We start from the raw sequence: 24847 nt of genomic DNA, 5'->3' as shown, positions 1-24847 counted from the left end.
CGCGACGTGGAAGGGAGTCGGTGTGAGCGACCGGGTTGAGACGTTGGAGTTCCAGGCCGAGGCCCGTCAGCTGCTCCAGCTGATGGTCCACTCGATCTACTCGAACAAGGACGTCTTCCTGCGCGAACTCATCTCGAACGCGTCCGACGCGCTGGACAAGCTGCGGCTGGCGTCCCTGGTCGACAAGGACCTGGCGGCCGACACCTCCGACCTGCACATCGAGATCGAGGTCGACCGGGACGCCCGGACGCTGACCGTGCGGGACAACGGCATCGGGATGTCCCGTGACGAGGTGGTCGGCCTGATCGGCACCATCGCCAAGTCCGGCACCGCCGAGCTGCTGCGTACGCTGCGCGAGGCGAAGGACGCGGGCGCCTCGCCGGAGCTGATCGGCCAGTTCGGTGTCGGCTTCTACGCGACCTTCATGGTCGCCGACAAGGTCACCCTGCTGACCCGGCGGGCGGGGGAGAGCGGTGGTACCCGCTGGGAGTCCGCCGGCGAGGGCACCTACTCGATCGAGGCGGTCGACGAGGCGCCGCCGGGCACCTCGGTGACGCTGCACCTCAAGCCGGCCGACACCGAGGACAACCTGCACGACTACACCGCCGAGTGGACCATCCGCGAGGTCGTCAAGCGGTACTCCGACTTCATCGCCTGGCCGATCCGGATGACCGTGGAGCGACCCGGCGAGGGCGACGCCACCACCCGCGAGACGCAGACGCTCAACTCGATGAAGGCGCTGTGGGCCCGCTCCCGGGACGAGGTCGACGAAGCCGAGTACCAGGAGTTCTACAAGCACGTCAGCCACGACTGGGCCGACCCGCTGGAAACGATCCACATGCGCGGCGAGGGCACCTTCGAGTACGAGGCGCTGCTCTTCCTGCCCTCGCACGCCCCCTTGGACCTCTTCGCGCCGCAGGGCCGCCGCGGCGTCCAGCTCTACGTCAAGCGCGTCTTCATCATGGCCGACTGCGACGCGCTCATGCCCAACTACCTGCGCTTCGTCAAGGGCGTGGTGGACGCGCACGACCTGTCGCTGAACATCTCCCGGGAGATCCTCCAGCAGGACCGGCAGATCCGCGCCGTCCGCCGCCGCCTGGTCAAGAAAATCCTCGCCACCCTCAAGGAGATGCCGGCCGAGTCCTACCGCACCTTCTGGACGGAGTTCGGCGCGGTGGTCAAGGAGGGGCTGCTCGAGGACACCGACAACACCGAGGCGCTGCTGGACCTGGTCCGGGCCGCCTCCACCCACGACCCGGCCGAGCTGACCACGCTGCGCGCCTACGTGGAGCGGATGAAGGACGGCCAGCGCGAGATCTACTACGCGACCGGCGAGTCCCGCGGCACCATCGAGAACTCGCCGCACCTGGAGGCGTTCCGCGCCAAGGGGTACGAGGTGCTGATCCTCACCGACCCGGTCGACGAGGTCTGGGTCGAGCGCGTCGGCCAGTACGACGGCAAGCCCCTGCGCTCGGTCGCCAAGGGGCAGGTCGACCTGGAGACCGACGAGGAGAAGGCGAAGACCGAGGCGGAGCGGAAGGACTACGCCGAGCTGCTGACCTGGCTGACCGGCGCCCTCGCCGACAGCGTCAAGGAGGTCCGGCTCTCCGCCCGGCTGACCGCCTCGCCGGCCTGCGTGGTCGGCGACGCGCACGACATGACCCCGACGCTGGAGAAGATGTACCGGGCGATGGGTCAGGAGGTGCCGCGGGTCAAGCGGATCCTGGAGCTGAACCCCGCTCACCCGCTGGTCACCGGGCTGCGCAAGGCCCACGAGCAGGGCGCCGACACCGAGGCGCTGGCCGAGACCGCCGAGCTGCTGTACGGCATGGCGTTGCTCGCCGAGGGCGGGGAGCTGGCCGACCCGTCCCGGTTCACCCGGATCCTCGCCGACCGGCTCGCCCGCACGGTGTGACGGGTACCCGTCCGCCGGCCGTTGCCCTGGCCGGCGGACGGGCGCTACCCGCGCGCCAGCCGCTCCAGGTGCGCCGCCTCCTCGACGGCTGGCTCGGCCGGCCCGCTGCGCAGCAGCCGCCAGCGGGCCGTCCGCCCGTCCGGGCCGGTCAGCTCGCCGCCGCCGAGGGCCCGGTCGATGTCGGCCCGCACCCGCTGTTCCCGGTCCGGCTCGGTGGCGAAGAGGACCCGCAGGCGCAGCTCGTCTCCGTCGCGCTCCGCGCGGGTGTGGTGCGGCGCCACCGGGCACGGCGCAGGGTGCTCCCAGTGGCCGCACAGGACGGTCGTGATGGCGGCCCCGGGGGCGGCCGGGTCATCGTCCGGCCCCATGCCGAGGACCGCCTGGTGCGCGAAGCCCTGTCGCATGCCGCCATTGTGCGCCCACCCGCCCCGGCGCGCGGCGGATCCCCCGGGGACCGCCGCGCGCGGGTTGGTCAGGGCAGGTCGGGGTAGAGCGCGGCCACCCCGCCGGACAGGCCCGCGAGGACCTGCCGGGAGGTCTCGTCGGCGACGATCTCGTACCGGTCCGCCTCGATGCCGTCGACGGCGATCCGGGCGATCTCGACCGGGTCCGACTTCGGCGCGGTCACCGTGGCCGTCATGTCGGTGTCCATGTAGCCGACGTGCAGGCCCGCGACGCGGACGCCCCGGTCGGCGAGCTGCGCCCGCAGCGCGTTGGTCATCGACCACTCGGCGGCCTTGGCCGCGCCGTACGCCCCCACGCCGGGGAAGGTCACCCAGGACAGCGCGGAGAGAATGTTCAGGATGGTCCCGCCGCCGTTGGCGACGATGCGCGGCGCGAACGCCCGCACCACCGACAGCGTGCCGAAGTAGTGGGTCTCCATCTCCAGCCGGATCGTCGCCGGGTCGGCGTCGAGCAGGTCCGCCCCGGTGCTGATGCCGGCGTTGTTCACCAGCAGCGTGACGTCCCCGGCCAGTTCGGCGGCCGCGGCCACCGAGTCCGGGTCGGTGATGTCCAGCCGGACCGGGGTGACCCCGGGCAGGTCGACGCTGTCCGGGTTGCGGGCGCCGGCGTACACGGTGGCGCCACGGGCCACCAGTTCGGCGGCGAGGTGGCGGCCGAAGCCGCGGTTGGCCCCGGTGACGAGGGCGGTGCGTCCAGCGATCTTCATGTCCAGCTCCTGATGTTCGAAGGGTGGGGTCGACCGGTTGACCGGTCAGGCGGGCAGCAGTCCGGGGCCCGGGCGGACGTCGATCTCGGCGGGTGGCACGTCGTGCCCCGCGTCGCACCGCAGTCGGGCGTGCACGGCGGCGCCGCAGTCTTGGTGCTCGACGCGGACCGACGGGCCGGCGTCGTCGGCGGCCCAGGCGTCCCCCCACTGCCGCAGCGCGGTGAGTGCGGGCAGCAACTCCTGCCCCTTGCGGGTGAGCTGGTATTCGTCCCGGGTGCGCTGCCCCGGCTCCCGGTAGGGGCGGCGTTCGAGCAGGCCGTCGGCGACGAGCTGCTTCAGCCGTGCCGCGGCGACCGGCTCGCTGATGCCGACCCGCCGGGCGAAGTCGTCGAAGCGGCGGGTGCCGAACGAGGCCTCGCGCAGCAGCAGCAGGGTGGAGCGGTTGCCCACCACCTCGACCGCCCGGGCGATCGAGCAGTTGCTGTTCTGCCAGGAGTCGCGCTGCGCGAGGAGGTCGGTCATGCCGGTGACGCTACCCGGCTGACTTAGGAAACCAAAAGTCAGCTAGGTCACGCCGACCCCGGGAACACCGCGGGCGGGGCGGGGCGTTTTCCGGCGATCAGCGGTCCCGAGGAATCGGCAGGATTCTTCACAGGTCAGGGCGTTCAGCGGTGCCCATCGATGTTCGGTTCGCATATGGTGCGGTGCACCGGCATCCGTTCCTCCGAGAGGAGTGACCCGTGACCCGCCACCACCGTGTCCGCCGTCCGCTCAGCCTCGCCCTGCTCCTCGTCGCGGTGACCGCGCTGGCCGTGCCCGGCCCGGCCACCGCCGCCAGCTTCCCCTACCAGGACCCCACGCTGCCCGTCGCCACCCGCGTCGCCGACCTGCTCGCCCGGATGACCCTGGACGAGAAGATCGGCCAGATGACCCAGGCCGAGCGCGGCTCGGTGACCCAGGCCGACCTCACCACCTACCGGCTCGGCTCGATCCTCTCCGGCGGCGGCTCGGCTCCCACCCCCAACACCCCCACCGCCTGGGCCGACATGTACGACGGCTTCCAGCGGGCCGCCCTCGCCACCCCGCTCGCCATCCCCATGATCTACGGCGTGGACGCCGTGCACGGGCACAACAACGTCTCCGGGGCGACGATCTTCCCGCACAACATCGGGCTCGGGGCGACCCGCGACCCGGCCCTGGTGCAGCAGATCGGGCAGGCGGTGGCCGAGGAGGTCTCCGGCACCGGCGTCGACTGGGACTTCGCGCCCTGCCTCTGCGTGGCCCGCAACGACCGCTGGGGTCGCACCTACGAGTCGTTCGGTGAGACACCCGATCTGCCCTCGGACATGTCCACGCTGGTCACCGGCCTGCAGGGCGCCACCCTCGGCGGGCCCACCTCGGTGCTCGCCACCGCCAAGCACTACCTCGGCGACGGCGGCACCACCGGCGGCGACGACCAGGGCGACACCCAGCTGACCGAGGCGGAGCTGCGCGCTGTCCACCTGCCTCCGTTCCAGGCGGCGGTGCAGCGCGGCGTCGGCTCGGTGATGATCTCCTACAGCAGCTGGAACGGCGTCAAGTTGCACGGCAACCAGTACCTGATCACCACCGTCCTCAAGGGGGAGCTCGGGTTCACCGGCTTCGTCGTCTCCGACTGGAACGGCATCGACCAGATCGACGGCGCCGGGGGCTTCACCGCCGCCGAGGTCACCGCGGCGGTCAACGCCGGCATCGACATGGTGATGGTGCCCAGCGCCTGGAAGACCTTCATCAGCACCCTCCGGGCCGAGGTCCAGAACGGACATGTCCCGCTGAGCCGGATCGACGACGCGAACCGGCGCATCCTCACCAAGAAGTTCGAGCTCGGCCTCTTCGAGCGCCCGTACACCGACCGGAGCCTCACCCCGACCGTCGGCAACGCCGCGCACCGGGCACTCGCCCGGCAGGCCGTCCGCGAGTCCCAGGTGCTGCTGAAGAACGCCGGCGGCGTGCTGCCGCTGGCCCGGGACAACAACAAAATCTTCGTGGCCGGGAAGAACGCCGACAACATTGGCAACCAGAGCGGTGGCTGGACCATCTCCTGGCAGGGTTCGTCCGGCAACATCACCCCGGGCACCACGATCCTGCAGGGCATCCGGACCGCGGTCGGTCCGACCACGACGATCACCTACAACCAGCGCGGCACCGGCATCGACCGCACCTACCGGGCCGCGATAGCGGTGGTGGGGGAGACGCCGTACGCGGAGGGCCAGGGTGACCGGACCGGCAGCATGAGCCTGGACCGGGAGGACCTGCGCACCATCTCGACCCTGCGCAACGCCGGCGTGCCGGTGATCGTGGTGCTGGTTTCCGGCCGGCCACTGGACATCGCCACCGAACTGCCCGCCTGGAACGCGCTGCTGGCGTCCTGGCTGCCCGGCACCGAGGGGGCCGGGGTGGCGGATGTCCTCTTCGGTGCCGGGCCGACCGGAAAACTGCCGATGACCTGGATGAACGCGGTCAGCCAGCAGCCGATCAACGCCGGCGACGGGCAGGTACCGCTCTTCGCCCAGGGCTACGGCCTGACGTACTGAACGGGAGTACGCGGAGGCCGCCGGGCGACAACCCGGCGGCCTCCCTATTGCACGTTCGGGAGTGTCGCAACTCGGAATCCCGCGCCTTCGCCCGGCCGGGTGAAGAACTTCACAAGAAGTGGGCGATCGTGCCAAACCGTTCCTAACGTCGTATCCGTTCGCGATCGCGGACACCACGGGCCGGCAACGCCTAATCCCGCCGCCGGCCCGGTGGTACCTCGACCTCAGGCGGGAGCGGGGGACCCACACGTTCCTCGGTGCTCGACACCTCGGGGTGAAGCCGCCGACCGGCGGCCGGGCTCCTCGGCCCGAACCCGACAGCTCACCTCGTCGGCGTGGAGGAAACCACACATGGCAACTGAACACACCGCACGCCACCGCCGGACCAGCTCGCGTCGGATCGCCGTCGGGGCGCTCGTCGTCGGCGCCGCCACCGGCGCCGCCGCGATCCTCGGCCCGGCTGCGCCGGCCAGCGCCGCCAGCGTGAACTGGGACGCCATCGCCCAGTGCGAGTCCGGCGGCAACTGGCACATCAACACCGGCAACGGCTACTACGGCGGCCTGCAGTTCTCCAAGAGCACCTGGAACGGCTACGGCGGCCAGAAGTACGCCAGCCGGGCCGACCTCGCCAGCCGCAGCGAGCAGATCGCCATCGCCGAGAAGGTCCTCGACGGCCAGGGCATCGGCGCCTGGCCGGTCTGCGGAAAGAAGGGCGGCTCGACCAAGCACTACTCGTCCCGCTCGGACTCGGGGACCACGAAGAAGTCCCGCTCGGACTCCGGGTCGACGTCGAAGGCCGGCTCCTCAAAGCGGTCCTCGCGCGGCGACCAGCCGGCCACCCGGAGCTCGCGGCGTACCGCGCCGGCCACGGGCGGCTCGGGCAGCTACGTGGTCAAGCCGGGCGACACGCTGTCGATGATCGCTGACGTGCGGGATCTGGCCGGCGGCTGGCACGCGCTGTACGAGCGCAACAAGCGCGTGGTCGGCGCCGACCCGGGGCTCATCTTCCCCGGTCAGCGGCTGCGCCTGCGCTGACGTACCGCCGGAGCCGAGCCCACCGGGTCGGACCCGGCGCCACCGCGAACGCCCGGCCGGCTCTCCGGCCGGGCGTTCGCCGTCCCCACGCCCCGCTGGTGGCGGTCGGGCCGGTGCGGCGGGCGGACCCGCTCGGTGATTGCTATCGTCACGGTGCTCGTGAAGGACATGAAGAAAGCGCGGCTATGACCAACGAACCGTTCTCCGCAGCCGCGAGCCTCGACGAGCTTCTGACCCGGACGCAGCAGGCGTTGTCGGCCATGCGCTCCCGGCCGGCCGAGCACTCCGACGGCGATGCGGAACAGTTGCTCCGCGCCGAGGGCACGGCCGCCGGCGGGCTGGTGCGGGTCGTGGCCGTCCAGGGCGGGCGGCTGGCGTCCGTCACCGTCGACCCGGGGCTGTCCGCGCAGGGGATCGAGGCGCTCTGCGCACACATCGTGGTGGCCGCCAACGCCGCCCTCGCCGACCTGGAGGCTCAGGTCAGCGCCTCGGCGCGGGCCGACGTGGACGCCCTGGCCGCCCGGCTGGGCGGCCAGCCGGAGCAGTCGAGGCGGCAGCTGGAGATGTTCGGCGAGGCGATGGAGAACGCCGCCGCCCGGCTGGTCGGCCGGACGGGCTGACCGCGGGCCGGCGGCCGCCCGGCGACGGCTCCGGGACGTGTCGGTGCTCCGGTCGGACAGGCTGGCCGCAGCAGCCCACCTACGGCTGACACCGGGAAGCGGTCGGCCGCCGGGAAAACGACGACCGACCGCTCCGGTGGTGATCAGCTCAGGGTGAGCGCGGTGTCGTCGACGACGAAGGAGGTCTGCAGCGAGCTGTCCTCCACACCGCTGAACGAGATGGTCGCGGTGGTGCCGGCCAGCGACGAGACGTCGAAGGACTTCAGGACGTAGCCGGCGGCGGCGTTCACGTTGGAGTACGTCGCCAGGGTGGAACCGCCGGCCTTGACGGTCAGCCTGTCGTAGACGGTGCTGCCCGACTCGGCCGTGTCGATGTGCAGGTAGAAGGAGAGCGTCGCCCGGCATCCGGCCGGGATGCTCACCGACTGCGACAGCGTGTCGGTGTGGGTCGAGCCGTACCCGTCGAGCCACGCCTTGTACGAACCGCCGTGCGCGGCCTGGCTGGACGAGTTGGTGATCACGCCCGACGAGGCGGTCCAGCTGACGTTGCCGGACTCGAAGCCGGGGTTGACCAGCTTCTGACCGGAGCACGTCCCCGACGGCGGGGTGGTCGTGGTGGTCGGGGTGGGCGTGGTGCTGCTGCACGTCGGCTCGCCGGTCTGGGCCGGCACGCTCACGGCGTTCCAGGCGGCCTTCACCGTGTTGAACTCGGTGCAGCCGGTGGGGTAGAGGTTCTTCGCCGCCTGCAGGGTCCAGACGCGGTACTTCAGGTACGACGAGGACGAGGTCTTCAGCAGCATCGCGTTGTACATGATCTTCATGGCCTTCTGGATGCCGAGGCCGGTCACGGTGCTGCCGTTGCAGGTCGAGCTGGTCGGCTGGCCGTTGGTCGGGTTGCTGCCCATGGCCAGCAGGTAGAACCAGTGGTTGCCGGGGCCGGCCGCGGCGTGCACCTCGGTGCTGGGGATGCTGCTGGAGTAGCAGTTGGGGTCGCCCAGCGTCGCCGGGTTGTACATGTTGCGGATCGGGCCGCTGCCCACCAGGTTGATCTTCTCGCCGACCAGGAAGTCGGGGGCGTCGTAGGTGGAGGGCTCGTTGGCGAACCACTCGGTCGCCGCGCCGAAGGTGTCCGCGACGAATTCCTGCGTCCCGTTACCGGAGATGCCGCCCGGGGTGTTGTCGTCGATGCCGTGGCCGATCTCGTGGGCGACCACGTCGAGCGAGCTGATCCACTGGCCCGCGGTGTTCTTGCCGATCTGCACCTGGGTACCGTCGTAGTAGGCGTTCTGGTCGTTCAGGCCGACCCGGATCGGCCAGGCGCCGCCGCTGCCGTTGGCGCCGTTGCGGCCCAGCCACTGCGACAGCATCTTGTGCTCGGTCTGCGCGGCGAAGAGCGCGTCGACGCAGCCGGTCTCCTTGTTGGTGGCGGTGCCGTTGCCCCAGGCGTCGTCCGGGCCGGAGAACGTCGTGTTGTTCGCGGCGTCCTGGCAGCTCTGGTTGGTGACGCTCGGGTCCCTCATGGAGTACGTGCTGCCCGACAGCGTGGTGTTCAGGGTGACCGGCCCGTTCCACGCGCCGCTGCCGCTGCCGTGGACGATGTGCTCCTGCGTGCGCAGCACCTTGCCGGTCACCGCGTCCACGTCCACGGTGAGCCGGCTCGGGCCCTCCGCGTCCGTGCCGCGCAGGGTGGTCTCCCAGGCCAGGGCCGGAGTGCTGCCGAGGGTGTAGACGACAAGCGCGGTGCCCTCGACGGTGCTCACCGACTTGAGCTGGGCGCGCGCGGTCTTCTCCGCCGCGGTGGCCTTGAGCTTCGGCGTCGTGGCGAGGCTGCCGATGCTCCGCTGCTGTGCGACGGAGGCGTACTTGAGGTTGCCGGCGGAGTCGGTGGCCAGGACGAAGTCGCCACCGGTCACCGGCAGGCCCCGGTAGGTGCGCTCGTAGGGCACGTACTGGGTGCCCTCGGAGGTGATGACGGGCTGCTGGACGAAGGCCTCGTCCGAGCTGGCGTGCAGGTACCCGGGGCGGCTGGCGACGAGCGCGCTGGCCGAGCTGGCGGCGAGGGTGCGGGCCTGGGCCGTGTCGGGGGTGGGGCTGGGCGGCGCGGCCTGGACGGCCACGGCGGTGCCGGCGGCGACCAGTCCGGCCGCGGCCGCGCCGGAGAGCGCGACGAGACGGGGTGAGAGCTTCAAGGGGGTGTGCTCCTGTTCCTAGGCGGCGCACGGAGCCCGGTAGGGGCGCGCGCCGCGCGCAAGCTGCGGGGCGGACGATGGTGGTCTCCGGAGCTGCCGGCGTGCCCGGATCGACTGACCGACCATCCGAGCCACCGGGGTCGGTGACTCGTGGCAGCACGATCACACGGGCAGCGGTACAGATCAATGGGTGACCGGGGCAACCGTCTTCTTGCCGATGTGCCGGCGACACCGTCGATTCAGGAAGCCATGATCTTCAATAGCCCCTGATCAGCCCTTATGTACTCGGTAGCGGACGGACCTGCGCCCAAGTTGCGCGGATTGCCGCTGGATGCAGATGGTGCATCTTCGCCCCTCGGCCGAGTTGCCCTGCCGCCCGACCCTTCCGGCGGTCGCGCGACCCTGAACGGACGATGGTCCTCCGCCCAGGCGCCCAGGGCCGCCGCTGTTCGGGTGATGTCCTCGCCGCGCCGGCGTGACCCGCCGCCGACGGCACGCCGTCCGGGCCAGGACGCGAAGGCCCGACCCAGCGGTATCGATGGGGGGCCAAGCTACTCGTCAGTCCACTTTCGTCTGTGGCATCGAAAAGTCGTTGTGGCACCAACGAAAGCTATGGACACCCTGAAAGGAAGTTAGTAGGGTCAGGCGCATCAATATGTTTCATCGAGATGAACTACCGGCACGGTAGGTCTCGACAGTGGCCTCGGGCCGGCGCAACACGACCGGGGGCCACGACCGGCCAGCGATGGCCACCCCGGGTCAGCGCCGTAGCACGGCGACCCAGCGCGGGCATGCGCAACGGGTCGACCGATGTCCGTCCGTACCCGCCGATTTCTCAGCTCCGACGCGCTACCGCGTCCGATCCCGCGTGCGATCCGGCTCGCCGCTGACCGTGCACCGTCCCTCCATATAGGACGACCGTGACCGCTGGCCACGGCCGGGGATCCCGTGCGGCCTGGGAGGGGTCGGCGGGACCGAGAAGCACCACCGGCAGCTCTCACCACCCATGACACGGGCCGCGCACGCTCCGCCCGGTGTTACCCGGACCGTGAAAGAGGCATCCATGAATCCAGACCCAGCGCGAGGCCGGCTCTCCCGGAGCCGGCTGCGGAGATCGTTGGCAGCCGTCGTCACGCTGGTGCTGCTCGCCGCCGGGCTGAACGCGGCCCCGGCGAACGCGCGCCCGTCCGAACCGGAACGGTCGGCGGCGGCCGGAGTGACCGCGCCGTCGCCGCAACTGCAGGCCCAGGTCCTCACCTGGACCGCCGGCGACAACTTCCTGGCGTACCGGTCGGCGCCGACGACCGCCACGGCGGGACCGGCCACCCTCGTGTTCGAGAACAGCGCGGCCACCGGCAACACCACCGGCATGCAGCACACCCTCACCTTCGAGACCGGGAACCCCGCGTACAACAGCGACGTCGACGTGAACATCCTGGCCGATCCATCGGACAGCAACGGGGGCCGGTGGACGGTCGACGTGGTCCTCACGCCCGGCACCTACCGGTACTTCTGCTCGATTCCGGGCCACGGCGGCATGACCGGACTCCTGGTCGTCTCCGACGGAGGATCGGACACCACGGCACCGACCGTGACGGCCGCGGTGTCCGGGGAGAAGGACGCGACCGGCGCGTACGTGGGCAGCGCGACGGTGACCCTGTCGGCGACCGACACCGGCTCGGGGGTGTCCCGGATCGAGTACTCCCTGGACGGGGGCACGTACGGTACCTATTCGGCGCCGGTGACGGTGAACCAGACCGGTCAGCACACGGTCACCTATCGGGCCACCGACAAGGCGGGTAACACCTCGTCGGCGCAGTCGGTGTCGTTCGCGGTGGTGCAGACGCCGCCGGCGGACACCACCCCGCCGACGGTGATGGCGGCGGTGACCGGCCAGAAGGACGCCACGGGCGCCTATGTCGGCAGTGCGACGGTGACCCTGTCGGCGACGGACAGCGGCTCGGGCGTGGACCGGATCGAGTACTCCCTGGACGGGGGCGCCTACGCCGGCTACTCCGCGCCGGTGACGGTGAATCAGACCGGTCAGCACACGGTCACCTATCGGGCCACCGACAAGGCGGGCAACACCTCGTCGGCGCAGTCGGTGTCGTTCGCGGTGGTGCAGACGCCGCCGGCCGACACCACCCCGCCGACGGTGACCGCGGCGGTGCTCGGCCAGAAGGACGCCACCGGCGCGTACCTGGACACCGCCACGGTCACCCTGACCGCGACGGACGCCGGGTCGGGCGTCGACCGGATCGAGTACTCCCTCGACGGGCAGCCCTACGCCGCCTATTCCGCGCCGGTGGTGGTGAACCAGCCGGGGCAGCACACGGTGTCGTACCGGGCGACGGACAAGGCGGGTAACACGTCGTCGGCGCAGTCGGTGTCGTTCGCGGTGGTGCAGACGCCGCCGGCGGACACCACTCCGCCGACGGTGACCGCGGCGGTCACCGGCCAGAAGGACGCCACCGGCGCCTATGTCGGCAGCGCGACGGTCACCCTGTCGGCGGCGGACACCGGGTCGGGGGTCGACCGGATCGAGTACTCCCTCGACGGAGGCGCCTACGCCGCCTATGCGGCGCCGGTGACGGTGAACCAGCCGGGCCAGCATGCGGTGTCGTACCGGGCGACCGACAAGGCGGGTAACACCTCGTCGGCGCAGTCGGTGTCGTTCGCGGTGGTGCAGACGCCGCCGGCCGACACCACTCCGCCCACGGTGACGGCAGCGGTGACCGGAGACAAGGACGCCACGGGCGCCTACGTCGGCAGCGCGACGGTCACCCTCTCGGCGACCGACAGCGGCTCCGGTGTCGACCGGATCGAGTACTCCCTCGACGGGCAGCCCTACGCCGCCTATTCCGCGCCGGTGACGGTGAACCAGCCGGGCCAGCATGCGGTGTCGTACCGGGCGACGGACAAGGCGGGTAACACGTCCTCGGCGCAGTCGGTGTCGTTCACGGTGGTGCAGACGCCACCGGCGGACACCACCCCGCCCACGGCGACCGCCGCCGTGACCGGCCAGCTGGACGACAACGGCGCCTACCTGGGCAGCGCCACGGTCACGCTGTCGGCCGCCGACGCGGGGTCGGGCGTCGACCGGGTCGAGTACTCCCTCGACGGGCAGCCCTACAGCCGGTACACGATGCCGGTCACCGTGAACCAGCCCGGCCAGCACACCCTCAGCTACCGGGCCACCGACAAGGCCGGCAACACCTCGGGCACGGCGTCGGTCACGTTCACCGTGGTGGCGAGCGGACCGGGGCCGGACTGCCCGGTGAAGGACACCCGCCCGACCGTGTGGCTCGGCACCGTGGACAGCGGCGTGCCCAACCGGGTCGTCGAGGGCGACTGCACGATCAACAACGTCATCGCCGACGAGCGGGCCTGGCCCGACCACGGCGAGTTCGTCTCCTACCTGACCGCGGTCGCCGAGCACCTGCACCACCTGGGCGTCATCACCCACCAGGAGCACGGGCGACTGGTGAGCGCCGCCGGCCGCTCCGGCGTCGGCAAGCCGGACGAGAAGAACGGCTACCAGCCGATCCTCGACTCCACCGCCGCCTCGTTCGGCCGCTGGCAGCAGGTCGGTGCGGGCGGATTCACCCGGAACGCGGACGGTTCGATCACCAGCAAGCCCGTACCGGGCCTCGGCATGCTGTGGTTCCCGGTCACCGCGTACGGCGACTTCTCGCTGAAGCTGCGGTGGCGCGACGACGCACCCGGGGACGGCCGGGCCAACAGCGGCGTCTTCGTCCGCTTCCCGGACGTGCGCCAGCACCCCGCCGAGTCGCGTCCGGAGTGGGTGGCCATCAAGTACGGCCACGAACTCCAGATCCTCGACCGACCCGACGGCGACCAGTACAAGAGCGGCTCGGTGTACGGCTTCGACCGGGTGGACCTGGCCGGCGCCCACGTCACCGCGAAGGGCACCTGGAACGACTACGAGATCCGGGTGGTCGGCCAGCACTACTCCGTCTTCCGGAACGGGGAGCTGATCAACGAGTACGTGAACACCCCGGACGCGGTCTTCAGCCCGCCCCGGGCCGACGACCCCGGCGGGGCCGGACGGCAGAGCGCGCGCGGATACCTCGGCCTGCAGAACCACGGCACCGCCGACGTCATCAGCTTCCGCGACGTGCGGATCGCGCCGCTGAACCCGTGCTGCCCCAACGGGTCGGCCTCCACCGCCGCCAACTCGACCACCTGCTGCTGATCGAGCGAAGGGAACCAACCATGGCAAAGAACAGGATCGATCGCCGTACGCTGTTACGCGGGCTCGCCGGGTCCACGGTCGCGGTCAGCGCGGCCAGCCTCACCGGGGCCGCGCCGGCCTGCGCGTCGAGCGACTCGAACGGTCATCTGATCCCGCGCGGCCACCTGGGCATCCAGCTCTACAGCGTCCGGGACAAGATCGCGCAGGTCGGCTTCGCGGCGGTCTTCGAGGAACTCTCCCGCATCGGCTACCGGGAGGTGGAGTTCGCCGGTTACACCCAGGGTGCCGTCGGCGCGATCACGCCGGAGCAGATCCGGCGGCTGCTGGACGACAACGGGCTGAAGGCGGCGGGCAGCCACCGCGGCCTGAACGACTTCCGGACCAACCTCGAGTGGGAGCTCGACGTCGCCGAGACCCTCGGCATGCCGGCTCTGGGCACCGCCCAGGCGCCCACCGGCGACCGCACGATCGCCGGGTACCACGCGGCCGCCGCGGAGTTCAACGCGTGGGGTGCCGCCGCCGCGGCCCGGGGGATCAAGCTCTACCAGCACAACCACACGATCGAGTTCAGCTTCGCGGTCGACCGCCCCGACGTACGGCTGTACGACCTGTTCCTGGAGCTGACCGACCCGCGGTACGTGTACCTGGAGATGGACATCCTCTGGGCGTACGGCGGGGCCCGCAAGTACCCCGGCTTCCGCCCGGTCGACTACGTAAACGCCCATCCCGACCGCTTCCCGCTGTTCCACGTCAAGGACGGCGTCCCGCTGCCCGACCCGCAGCAGGGCAACTCGTACCTGGACGTGGAGTTCGGCGCCGGGGTCATCCCGTTCGCCGACTTCTTCGGCGAGCTGACCGGCCGTGGGCGGTTCGAGTTCCTGTGGGAGCAGGACTCCGCGCCGAACGCCCAGCCGAATCCGCCCGGTTCGCTGGGCGCCGCCGAGCGCAGTTACGGGCGCATGGTCGAGCTGCGGGGCGACCGGTGAGCGCCTGGCGACTGGCGGAGGCCGAGCCGACTTCGGAGCCCGCGCCCCGGCCCGACCGTCCGCGCCCCGGGGCGCGGCGGATGCTGGTGGTCGCGGCGGTCGTGCTGCTCACCCTGGTCGGCGCCGGCGGGCTGGCGGCCGCCGGCACCGGGATGTTCGCCGAGCGTCCGGACGGCTGCGTCAAGCCGGATCGCAGCCTCCAGCTGTACGCGGTGGAACTGCCCAGGGACGGCACCCAGATCCGGCTCGGCTACGGCCTCACCCCGGAGACGGCCTCCTACCCCGGGCCGACGATGGAGATGATGGAGGGGGAGTGCCTGGCGATCACCCTGCACAACCAGGTCTCCGCCGAGACGCTGACGGCGCTGCGCACCAACCCGGCCCATCCGCTGGGCGTCTCGCTGCACGTGCACGGGGTCAAGTACACGCAGCAGTCCGACGGCACGGTGCAGAGCGTGTCGTACGTCCCGCCCGGTGAGTCGCGCACGTACACCTGGTACGCCGCGCCCCGCAACCAGCGGACCGGCGCCCAGGGCACGGCCGGTTACTGGTGGTACCACGACCACGTGGTGGGTGGCCCGCACGGCACCCAGGGACTCTCCGCCGGGCTCTTCGGCGGCCTGGTCGTCCGACGGCCGGGCGACCCGAAGCCGGACCGGACCTACGTGACCGCCTTCGGCGACCGGCAGAGCATCAACCTGCGCCGCGGCGACGCCACCGACACCTGCGACGCGGCCAACCCGCAGCCCGGTCCCACCTGCCTGGTCGCCCGCAAGGGGGAGCGGGTGGAGTTCGTCGTCATCGGGATCGGCAACGACATGCACACCTTCCACCTGCACGGGCACTCCTGGGCGGACACCCGGACCGGCATGGTGGCCAACGGGCAGCCGTTCGCCGACTCCGTACCGGTCATCGACAACAAGACGCTCGGCCCGGGCGACTCCTTCGGCCTCCAGGTGGTGGCCGGCGACTCGGTCGGACCGGGGCACTGGATGCTGCACTGCCACATGCAGTTCCATTCCGACGCCGGCATGTCCACGATGCTGCACGTCCTCGACGAGAACGGGCAGATGCCGCCGGGCATGGACCACCAGCACCCGGCGGCCGCGCCGGCCACCGCCGGCACCACCGCCGCACCGGCCACCGAGGGCACCGCGCACCAGCACGACTGACCAGCGGTCCGGTCCGCGGTCACCGACGCCCGCGGACCGGGTGGCTGCTGGTCCCATCCTGCTCCGGTGAGCGCTTCACCGCACCGGCAGCGGCACGACCCGGAAGATCCTGTCCCTCATCCCAGGAGGAGTCGAGATGGCTCACAGTCGCCATTTCCGGTTCTCCCGCTGGGTCGGACGCCTCCGCGCCGACTCGACGGGTTCCACCACACCCACCCCACCCACCCTCACCACCACCCGTCGCGTCCCCGCGGCGCGCCGCGTCGGCGCCCTGGCGTCGAGCGCCGCGCTGGCGCTCGGCGTGCTGGCCCTGCCCGCCCAGGCCGTCAGCCCCACCCCGGCGGCCGCCGCCGAGGCCGCGGCGGCGGTGAAGGTGCTGGTCTTCCAAGGCCCGACAGACAAGCAGGACGACCCGGTCGCCAAGGCCACCGCCACCATCCGGGAGCTGGGCGAGCAGCACGGCTTCACCGTCGACGACTCCGCCGACCCGGCCGTGTTCACCTTCGGCAACCTGGCCCGCTACCGGGGCGTGGTGTTCCTGTCCGCCAACGGGGTGACGCTCAACGACGCCCAGGAAGCCGCCTTCCAGGCGTACGTCAAGGGCGGTGGTGGTTTCGTCGGCGTCCACGACGCCGCGCGGGCCCAGCCGGAGTCGTCGTGGTTCACCGGCCTGATCGGCAGCCGTCCGGCCGCCGGCCTGCCGAACGCCGAGAAGCCGGTCTCGGCCACGGCGAGCGCCGAGAACCCGCCGAACGAGACCGCCGCGAAGGCGATCGACGGGTCGACGGGCACCAAGTGGCTGACGTTCAACCCGACCGGTTGGCTGGCGGCGAAGCTGGCCAAGCCGGTGGTGGTCTCCCGGTACGCGCTGACCTCGGCCAACGACTTCCCGGGCCGGGACCCGAAGAACTGGACCCTGCAGGGCTCCGAGGACGGCAGCACCTGGACCGACCTGGACGCCCGGACCGGGGAGACCTTTCCGCAGCGGTTCCAGACCAAGCAGTACAGCTTCACCAACGGCAAGGCGTACCAGCACTACCGGCTGAACATCACCGCGAACAGCGGGGAGCCGCTGATCCAGCTGGCCGAGCTGTGGCTGATCGGCCCCGACGCCGGGCCCGCCCCGGACAGCACCGTGCAACGGGCGGTCGTCGACGTCACCGACCGGCAGCACCCGGCCAACAAGGGGCTGCCGCTGACCTGGACCCGCTCGGACCAGTGGATCAACTGGGACCCGAGCCCGACCGGCAGGGTCCACACCGTCGCGCAGGTCGAGGAGGGTACCTACAACGCGGGGCTGAGCGGCAACGGGCCGTTCCACCCCATCTCGTGGTGCCAGGACTACGACGGTGGCCGGTCGTTCTACACCGGCATGGGACGCACCGAGGAGAGCTGGACCGGGGACAAGCAGTTCCAGGGCCACCTGGCCGGCGCGATCAGGTGGGCGACCGGCATGGTGCGTGGTGACTGCCAGGCCACCATCGCGTCGAACTACCGGATCGACCGGCTCACCGCCACCAACCAGGCGGGTCAGCTCGACCAGATCGGCGAACCGCACGGCCTGACCGTCGCCCCCGACGGGAAGGTCTTCTACATCGGCAAGGCGGCCTGCCCGACCGGGCCGGTCGCCAGCTGGGACGACCCCAAGGTGGGTCTCGGCTGCGGCACGATCCACCAGTGGGACCCGAAGACCAAGCAGGTCAAGCTGCTCACCACCCTCGCCGTGATGGGCAACCGGGGCAGCGGTAGCGAGCTGGTGAAGAACGAGGAGGGCCTGGTCGGCATCACCCTCGACCCGAAGTTCGCGCAGAACGGCTGGGTCTACGCCTACTGGATGCCGCACGAGTCCATCGACCGGGACCGGCGGATCGGCCAGCGGACGATCTCCCGGTTCACCTACGACGCCGCGAAGCAGTCCATCGACCAGGGCACCCGCAAGGATCTGCTGCACTGGGACACCCAGATCCACAGCTGCTGCCACGCCGGTGGCGGGATGACCTTCGACGAGAGCGGCAACCTGTACATCGGCACCGGTGACAGCAACTCCTCCGGCGGGTCCAACGGCTACTCCGGCAACAACTGGACCCAGGACTACAAGGGCACCTCGTTCCAGGACGCCCGGCGTACCTCCGGCAACACCAACGACCTCAACGGCAAGATCCTGCGCATCCACCCGGAGGCGGACGGCACCTACACGATCCCGTCGGGCAACCTGTTCACCGGCACGGAGGAGGGCGGCGGCAAGACCCGCCCGGAGATCTACGTGATGGGCGTACGCAACATCGCCCGGATCGCCTGGGACCCGGTCAACCACTGGCTGACCGCCGCCTGGGTCGGCCCGGACGCCGGCGGCCCCAGTCCGGACCTCGGCCCGGCGAAGTACGAGACCGCCACGATCATCACCTCGGCGGGTAACCAGGGCTGGCCGTACTGCATGGGCAACCGGCAGCCCTACCGGGACCGCAGCACCACCGACGCGACCGTGCTGACCGGCTGGTACGACTGCGCCAACCTGAAGAACACCTCGCCGCGCAACACCGGGCTGGTCAACATCCCGCCGGCCCGGGACAACATGATCTGGTACTCGCCGCAGGGCGGCGGTCCGGTCTACCCGAAGCGGACCGACGGCAGCGGCCTGCCGACGTACCAGCCCGGCGAGGAGACGTTCACCCAGCCGTACCTCAAGGGCGGCGGTCAGGCCATCATGGACGGACCGACCTACCAGCGGGAAAAGGTGGACACCGACAGCGGCGTCGCCTGGCCGGCGTACTGGGACAACAAGTGGTTCATCGGTGACCAGTCCAACGCCAACAACCGGGTCGCCGTCACCGTCGACCCGGACAAGGTCGCGGACCACGGCCCGCCGGCCTTCGCCGAGGATCTGCGCCAGATCATCCGCTCCGGCAACGGCGCCAACCAGCTCCAGTCCTGGATGGACGCCAAGTTCGGCCCGGACGGCGCGCTGTACATGCTGGACTACGCCGGTGGCTTCTTCAGCCTGCACCCGAACCAGAAACTGATCCGGATCGCCTACCAGGGCGGCCCGGCGACGCCGCGGCCCGGCGACGCCATGGCCCGGGCCGTGGCGCAGAGCGAGCCGAAGACGATCGCCTTCTCCAGCGCCAGGGCCGGCGGCGTCGCCTGGGAGTGGAACTTCGGTGACGGCAGCGCGCCGTCGCACGAGGCCAACCCCACGCACACCTACGCCGACTACGGCACGTACCAGGCCACGCTCAAGGTGACCTACGCCGACGGCGAGGTGGCCACCGCGAAGATCGAGGTCGTCGCTGGCTGCGCCGCGCCGGACGGCCGCAAGACGGTGCAACTGCTCGACACCGACACCGGGGTGACCAACCGGCAGGCCGGCGGCAACTGCACGATCAACGACCTGATCGACGACGAGCGCGCCTGGCCGAACCACGGCCAGTTCGTCAGCCACGTCGCCGACGTGGTCACCCAGCTCCGCGCCGACGACGTCGTGGACAACCGGGAGGCCACCAGGCTGAACACCGCGGCCGCCCAGTCCGAGATCGGCAAGATCCCCGGGTACCGGTCGCTCTTCGACGGCACGGCCCAGTCGTTGGCCGACTGGCGGCAGGCCCCCGGTGGATCGTTCGCGCTGCGAGCCGACGGCTCGATCCGCAGCTCCGGCGGCCTCGGCATGCTCTGGTACGCCAAGGACGAGTTCGCCGACTTCTCCCTGCGGATGAAGTTCCGGGACGTCTCCGCCGACGGGGTCAGCGCCAACAGCGGCGTCTTCACCCGGTTCCCCGATCCGCGGACCCCGGTGGACCAGCGGCCGGCCGGCAGTTGCGGCACGGTCGGGTCGGCCCGGACGTCCCAGGCCTGGGTCGCGATCTACTGCGGCCACGAGATCCAGATCTACGACGGGTCCACCGGTGAGCCGCAGAAGACCGGGTCGATCTACAACTTCGACCCGGTCGGGCTGGACCGGGCCGGCGTGACCCCGAAGGGCCAGTGGAACGACTACGAGGTCCGCGTCGTCGGGCAGCACTACACGATCATCCGCAACGGTGTGGTGATCAACGAGTTCGACAACACGCCGGGCAAGGCATCGTCCCGCCAGGGCGACCCGCCCACCGACCTGCGTCAGTTCCTCAGCGGGTTCGTCGGGTTGCAGAACCACGGCACCAACGACCTGATCGAGATCCGCGACGTGCGGGTCCGGGAGCTGTAGCGAACCGGTGCCGGGTACGGAGGCGGTTGCCTCCGTACCCGGCACCTCGCGCGTCGGCGGGTCAGTCGACCGACCCGTGCGACGGCCACTCCGGCCGGGACCCTGCCGGCTTCCGGCCGACGCGCCGACCCTCGACGGCACGCCGCGCGAACTGGTGCTGGCCCCCTGACCGCGGTGCCGTCGGGGCCCATGCCCGTCCGACCTGGCCGTTATGCTCCCGCCGTGTTCCGAAATCTCTTCAACCGTGGTCCGCAGCCCGTCGAGCCGGCCGTTGACCTCGACCCGGCCCTCGACGACCTCGACCTGCGGGCCGCGCGGGACAAGGCGTTCGGCGGCGACTGGCAGGCCGCGTGGGACGTGGTCGAGGCCGCCGGCTCCGACTGGGAACGGCGGGGCCGGCGGGTGTGGACGCTGAGTGTGGCGGCGGCGGACGACGGTGCCTGGCTCGACGCCTGGCGCGCGGCGATCCCGGACGACCCGACGGCGGCGGCGATCTGGGCGTCGACCCTCGCGGAACGGGCGAGTCGCGCCCGTGGCTCCGCCCCGGCGGCCGACACCACCCCGGAGCGGTTCGTCGGCTTCGCCGAACTGTCGGCCCAGGCGGCCGTGGTGGGGCGGCAGGCGATCGCGCTGGCGCCGGACGATCCCGTGCCCTGGGTCGACGTGCTGTGGGCCATGTTCGCCGGCGGCCGCGGCCGGCAGCAGGAGTTCGCCGAGGCGCTCGCCGAGGTGCGCCGCCGGGACCGGTTCCACTTCGCGGCGCACCTGGCGGCGGTGAGCTTCCACTGCGAGAAGTGGTTCGGCTCGCACGACGCCATGTTCGGGCTGGCCCGGTCGACCGCCGCCGCCGCGCCGCCCGGCGCCGGCGTGACGATGCTCCCGGTCTTCGCCCAATTCGAGTACGCGATGCGCGAGTTCAACTGGGGTACGCCCACGCCGAAAGGGCTACTCGCCTCCCGCCGGTACTTCCAGCGGCCCGAGGTGCAGCGGGAACTCGACGCCTGCGTGGCGAAGTGGCGGGCGGCCGGGACGCCCGCCCACGCCGACGCGATGGTGTGCCGCAACTGGCTCGCCCTCGCCTACGCCCTGTCCGACCGGCGGGCGGAGGCGAAGGCGGCCTTCGACGAGATCGGCCCGTACGTCGCCAGCCCCGCCTGGTCCTACTTCTTCGGTGATCGCAAGCACGGCTTCCTGTCGAACTGGCGGTGGGCCAACCGGCTGCGCTGACGCCTGCGCCCCGCGGTCGCCGTCACCGTGGCGGCTTGGTGCGCGACGGTGACAGGCTCGGCGAAGGGCTCAGCGACCGCGAGGGCAGCAGGGTCGGCAGGCCGCTCGGGCTCGGGCGCGGGCTCGCGCTGCCGCACGGCTCCGGGTCGCAGGTCGGCCGGGCGCTCGGCGTCGGCCGGACCGAAGGCGTCGGGGACGCGCTGGTCGGCTCCGGCTGCTCCGGGGTCGCGGTGGGTTCCGGGGCGTCGTCCGGGAACTCCGGGGTGCCGAACCGGTACTTGTCCGGGTCGAGCTTCAGCGCGGCGGTGGCCTGCTCCATGAACTGCCGCCAGATCGGCCCCGGCCCGGTAGACCCGTACACCTCGTAGCTGCCGTCCTTCGTGCGCAGCGGCTTGCCGTCGGTGGTGCCGAGCCACACCGCGGCCGCGAGCGCGCCGGTGTAGCCGACCATCCAGGTGTGCACGTTCTGGGTGGTGCTCTGGCCGGCCTGCCAGGTGCCGGTCTTGCCGGCCGAGTCCCACCCGTTGTCCAGCTTGGCCGCCTTCACCCGGCTCAGCGTCCAGTCGAGCTGGTTGATCGCCTCCTCGTCGAGCCCGACGTCGGTCTGCACCAGCCGCTCCTCGAAGAGGCGCTCGTCACCCTTGGTGACCGACCGGACAAAGTGCTGCTCCGCCCGCTTGCCGCCGGCGGCGAACGTCGCCATCCCGTTGGCGTGGTCCTGCACGGCGATGCCGTACTGGCCGATGCCGACCTCGGTGGAGAAGCGTCCCGCCACCTCCTCGGCCGGCTGCCCGCGCAGTTCGACCCGCTGCGGCCGCGGGTTGCCCCGCTCGGTGGCCCACATCGAGTCGACGCCGGCCCGGGTGGCCATGTCGATCACCTTCGCGGTGCCGAGCTTCTCGGTCAGCTCGAAGTAGGTGACGTTGAGCGAGGCGACGGTGGCCTCCCACAGCGCGCAGTCCGGCTGGCACGGCGCGTGCTCGGCGTTGCGGATCGGGCCGGCGGGACTGCCCTTGGTCCGGCCGGACTCCGGGAACTCCTTGGTCTCCGGGGAGTCGAAGTGCTGCTTGACCGAGATCTTGTCGCGCACGGCGGCGGCCAGGTCGTAGACCTTGAACGACGATCCCGGCGGGTGCTGGCCGAAGCCGCGGGCCTGCCCGTTCTCGTCGTAGTACCACCCGGCGTAGTCGGCGCCGGCGCCGTCGTTGCCGCCGTAGTAGCCCAGCACCCGGCCGGTGCCCGGTTCCACCGCCACCAGTGCCGCCTGCCAGTTCTTCGGCTGTCCGCGGACCGCCTCCGGCGCACTGTCGCGCCGGATGTCGGCGGCCGCCTCGGCCGCGTCCTGGACCCGCTTGTCGATGGTGGTGACGATCTTGAAGCCGCCGTTGCGGATGAAGTCGGCCGGTTTGCCCTTGAACTCGTCGGTCTGCCGCAGCTCGCTCAGCACGTGGTTGACCACCAGGCCGGTCGGTCGGTCGAGACCGGACGGGCCGGCGTTCGGGTCGACCGGCTTCACGTCGTCGGGATACGCCAGGTTCGCCGCGTCCTCGGCCGACAGGTAGCCCAGCTGCACCATGCCGTCCCGGATGTAGTTCCACCGGTCGATCGAGTTCTGCTTCGCCTTCGCGTTGCGCCGCGGGTCGTAACCGGGCGAGCCCTCGGGGTCGTTCGGGTCGGCCTCCGGCTGCTTCACCATCGCGCAGAGCACCATCGCCTCCGCCGGGGTCAGCTGGTTCGCCGCCGGCGCGTCGCGCCGGACGGTCTTGCCGAAGTACGTCTGCGCCGCCGCCTCGATGCCGTACGCGCCCCGGCCGAACGGCACGGTGTTCAGGTAGAAGCCGAGGATCTCCTCCTTGGAGTACTTGTCGTCGAGCTTCCAGGCGATGACCGCCTCACGGAGCTTCCGGGAGTAGGTGACGCCGTTGAGGTCGGCGGCCACCCGCGCGTACTGCTGGGTGATCGTCGACGCGCCCTGCCGCTGGCCGCCGGTCACGTTCGACCAGGCGGCGCGAAGCACGCCGGAGAAGTCGATGCCCCGGTTGGTCCAGAAGCTGCGGTCCTCGGCCGCCACGATCGCCTGCTTGGCGGAGTCGTTCATCTGGTCGTACGGCACGATGGTCCGGTTTTCCGCGCCCAGCGTCGCCATCTTGGTACGGCCGTCGGCGTAGTAGACCGTGGTCGACTCCGGCAGCCTGAGGTCGGCCGGGGTGGGCACGCTGTCGAAGTAGTAGCCGCCGGCCACCAGGCCGGAGCCGGCGAGCAGCGCGAACACGGCCAGGAAGATCACAATGCGCTGGCGCCGACGCTTCCGTCCCGCGGGGGCGACCCGCGCTCCGGAACCGTCGGCGGCGTTGTCGTTGTCACCGGTAGGAAGCACCCGCACCCGATACCCTCCGACTGGTCGGCCGAATCGTGAGCTCATTCCGGTGCAGGCTAGCGGAGCTGCGGCCGTTGTCATGCCGAATGACGTCAGCGCCGGCCGGCGGCACCGGTCGGATGATCAATCGCCTTGCGGAGGGCCGGCCCGGCAAGTAAGTTCTTCGGCACGCCGTCGAGCCGGGAGGAGGTCAGAACAATGTCCGATGTTCTGCGCCCCCTCCGCGTCCCGGCGTCCACGCGGATCTGACCCGGGGCATTCGCTTTCCGGAGGATCAATCCATGACCGATCTGGTCATCCGCCCGCTCGTCGCGGGCGAGGAAACTCTGTTCGACTCCATGCCTGACCCCCTACCCCAACTGCGCCAGGTCGCCTACGCCGACGGGCTCGCCGGCGGCGGCTTCCGGCCGGAGAACACCTGGGTCGCCCTCCGTGCCGGCCGCGTGGTCGGCCGGGCCGCCTGGGTCCTCCCGCCGGGTGCCGTCGGCGACCCGTGGCTGGAACGGTTCGACCTGGCCGCCGAGCCGGCGGTGGGTGCGGCGCTGTTGCGCGCCGCCCACGAGGCGCTGGGCGGTCCGCGGCGGTACTACGCCGCCATGCCGGCGCACTGGCGGCGCCGCCCGGAGGTGCTGGCCGTGATGAAGGCGCCGATGGCGGCGGCCCGGCTCGCCGGGCTCGTCGAGCGCGGCGAGCGGCTGAGATGCTCCTGGACGGGCGCGCCGTTGCCGGCTGCCTCCGGGCGGTACACCTTCCGGCCGGCCGTCGACGCGGCGGAGATCAATGCCCTGGTCGCCCGGGTCGCCGACCCGGACGTGCTCACCGGCAGGGAGATGGCACTGGCGGTCGGCGGCGTGGACCTGGCCACCGACCCGCTGGCCTGGCTGACCGGCCCGGTCGGGGACTGGCGCGTCGCGTTGCACGCCGGGGAGCCGGTCGGCCTGGTCGGCACGGCCGGGCAGGCCTGCTACCCCCTCATCGCCTACCTCGGGCTGCTCGACGACGCAGTCCGGGGTGAACTGCTGGCCGAGGCGGTCGGGGCGCTGACCGACGGCGGCGCCCGGGAGGTGGTCGCCGACGTGGACGCCCACCGGGTGGCGGTGGTGGCGGAACTGGAACGGACCGGGTTCCGCCAGTTGCGGTCCCGGATCGTCTTCGAACCCGCCGGCGA

15 protein-coding genes and 1 riboswitch are annotated in these 24847 nt (G+C 71.4%); of the genes, 10 read left to right on the top strand and 5 right to left on the bottom strand.

The genetic code is table 11. The annotated features are described in order from the left end of the window. Positions 1-22 precede the first annotated feature (22 nt). Complete coding sequence (gene htpG, locus I8N68_RS02450; RefSeq protein ID WP_200207068.1) at positions 23-1915, top strand: molecular chaperone HtpG; 1893 nt, start codon at positions 23-25, stop codon at positions 1913-1915. Between the two features lie 44 nt (positions 1916-1959). Here the strand turns inward: htpG and I8N68_RS02445 are convergent, their stop codons facing one another. From I8N68_RS02445 to I8N68_RS02435, 3 genes are all read right to left on the bottom strand, one after another. Then, positions 1960-2319, bottom strand: coding sequence for a hypothetical protein (locus I8N68_RS02445; RefSeq protein WP_200207067.1), 360 nt, complete (start codon positions 2317-2319; stop codon positions 1960-1962). Positions 2320-2387: 68 nt separating this feature from the next. Then, positions 2388-3086, bottom strand: coding sequence for an SDR family oxidoreductase (locus I8N68_RS02440; protein WP_200207064.1), 699 nt, complete (start codon positions 3084-3086; stop codon positions 2388-2390). Between the two features lie 45 nt (positions 3087-3131). Continuing rightward, on the bottom strand, positions 3132-3608 hold the full coding sequence (locus I8N68_RS02435; protein ID WP_200207058.1) for a winged helix-turn-helix transcriptional regulator: 477 nt from the start codon (positions 3606-3608) through the stop codon (positions 3132-3134). Positions 3609-3826: 218 nt separating this feature from the next. Between I8N68_RS02435 and I8N68_RS02430 the strand changes: the two genes are divergently transcribed. The 3 genes from I8N68_RS02430 to I8N68_RS02420 all read left to right on the top strand — a co-directional run bounded on the left by I8N68_RS02430 (position 3827) and on the right by I8N68_RS02420 (position 7314). Next, positions 3827-5659 carry a glycoside hydrolase family 3 protein gene (locus I8N68_RS02430; RefSeq protein ID WP_200207052.1) on the top strand — a complete coding sequence of 611 codons (1833 nt, stop codon included), beginning with the start codon at positions 3827-3829 and terminating at the stop codon, positions 5657-5659. Positions 5660-5836: 177 nt separating this feature from the next. Beyond that, positions 5837-6010: riboswitch (cyclic di-AMP (ydaO/yuaA leader) on the top strand. Next, positions 6011-6694, top strand: coding sequence for a LysM peptidoglycan-binding domain-containing protein (locus tag I8N68_RS02425; RefSeq protein ID WP_200207045.1), 684 nt, complete (start codon positions 6011-6013; stop codon positions 6692-6694). It abuts the riboswitch before it with no gap. 185 nt (positions 6695-6879) lie between these two features. Next, positions 6880-7314 carry a YbaB/EbfC family nucleoid-associated protein gene (locus I8N68_RS02420; RefSeq protein WP_200207038.1) on the top strand — a complete coding sequence of 145 codons (435 nt, stop codon included), beginning with the start codon at positions 6880-6882 and terminating at the stop codon, positions 7312-7314. A 143-nt stretch (positions 7315-7457) separates the two neighbouring features. On the opposite strand, the gene I8N68_RS02415 is transcribed toward I8N68_RS02420, so the two are convergent. Beyond that, positions 7458-9503, bottom strand: coding sequence for a M4 family metallopeptidase (locus tag I8N68_RS02415; protein ID WP_200207034.1), 2046 nt, complete (start codon positions 9501-9503; stop codon positions 7458-7460). A 1063-nt stretch (positions 9504-10566) separates the two neighbouring features. On the opposite strand from I8N68_RS02415, the gene I8N68_RS02410 reads away from it, so the two are divergent. From I8N68_RS02410 to I8N68_RS02390, 5 genes are all read left to right on the top strand, one after another. Beyond that, positions 10567-13719 carry an OmpL47-type beta-barrel domain-containing protein gene (locus tag I8N68_RS02410; RefSeq protein ID WP_443673254.1) on the top strand — a complete coding sequence of 1051 codons (3153 nt, stop codon included), beginning with the start codon at positions 10567-10569 and terminating at the stop codon, positions 13717-13719. Between the two features lie 20 nt (positions 13720-13739). Continuing rightward, the gene (locus tag I8N68_RS02405; RefSeq protein ID WP_200207014.1) at positions 13740-14705 is read left to right on the top strand and encodes a sugar phosphate isomerase/epimerase family protein; all 966 of its coding nucleotides are present in this window, start codon (positions 13740-13742) and stop codon (positions 14703-14705) included. Continuing rightward, complete coding sequence (locus tag I8N68_RS02400; protein ID WP_200207011.1) at positions 14702-15877, top strand: multicopper oxidase domain-containing protein; 1176 nt, start codon at positions 14702-14704, stop codon at positions 15875-15877. The genes I8N68_RS02405 and I8N68_RS02400 overlap by 4 nt, the downstream gene beginning before the upstream one ends. Positions 15878-16013: 136 nt before the next feature. Beyond that, on the top strand, positions 16014-20075 hold the full coding sequence (locus I8N68_RS02395; protein WP_200207000.1) for a ThuA domain-containing protein: 4062 nt from the start codon (positions 16014-16016) through the stop codon (positions 20073-20075). A gap of 222 nt (positions 20076-20297) precedes the next feature. Beyond that, entirely contained in the window at positions 20298-21302 is a 1005-nt protein-coding gene (locus I8N68_RS02390) for a hypothetical protein (protein WP_200206991.1), read from the top strand. Positions 21303-21324: 22 nt separating this feature from the next. Here I8N68_RS02390 and I8N68_RS02385 read toward each other — a convergent pair whose 3' ends face one another. Beyond that, positions 21325-23685: a transglycosylase domain-containing protein gene (locus I8N68_RS02385; RefSeq protein WP_307812511.1), complete on the bottom strand. Its 2361-nt coding sequence runs from the start codon at positions 23683-23685 to the stop codon at positions 21325-21327. 275 nt (positions 23686-23960) lie between these two features. On the opposite strand from I8N68_RS02385, the gene I8N68_RS02380 reads away from it, so the two are divergent. Beyond that, positions 23961-24847 (top strand): acetyltransferase (locus I8N68_RS02380; protein ID WP_200206986.1); only part of this gene is annotated, 887 nt, incomplete at its 3' end.

This window comes from Micromonospora coerulea (genome assembly GCF_016598485.1).
Taxonomy (GTDB): Bacteria; Actinomycetota; Actinomycetes; order Mycobacteriales; family Micromonosporaceae; genus Micromonospora; species Micromonospora coerulea.
This window is presented reverse-complemented; position numbering and strand designations above follow the sequence as displayed.

Coding starts and splice junctions, on each gene's coding strand:
- I8N68_RS02425 (WP_200207045.1), top strand. CDS start 6,011: ATGGCAACTGAACACACCGCACGCCACCGCCGGACCAGCTCGCGTCGG.
- I8N68_RS02420 (WP_200207038.1), top strand. CDS start 6,880: ATGACCAACGAACCGTTCTCCGCAGCCGCGAGCCTCGACGAGCTTCTG.
- I8N68_RS02435 (WP_200207058.1), bottom strand. CDS start 3,608: ATGACCGACCTCCTCGCGCAGCGCGACTCCTGGCAGAACAGCAACTGC.
- I8N68_RS02440 (WP_200207064.1), bottom strand. CDS start 3,086: ATGAAGATCGCTGGACGCACCGCCCTCGTCACCGGGGCCAACCGCGGC.
- I8N68_RS02395 (WP_200207000.1), top strand. CDS start 16,014: ATGGCTCACAGTCGCCATTTCCGGTTCTCCCGCTGGGTCGGACGCCTC.
- I8N68_RS02410 (WP_443673254.1), top strand. CDS start 10,567: ATGAATCCAGACCCAGCGCGAGGCCGGCTCTCCCGGAGCCGGCTGCGG.
- I8N68_RS02445 (WP_200207067.1), bottom strand. CDS start 2,319: ATGCGACAGGGCTTCGCGCACCAGGCGGTCCTCGGCATGGGGCCGGAC.
- I8N68_RS02405 (WP_200207014.1), top strand. CDS start 13,740: ATGGCAAAGAACAGGATCGATCGCCGTACGCTGTTACGCGGGCTCGCC.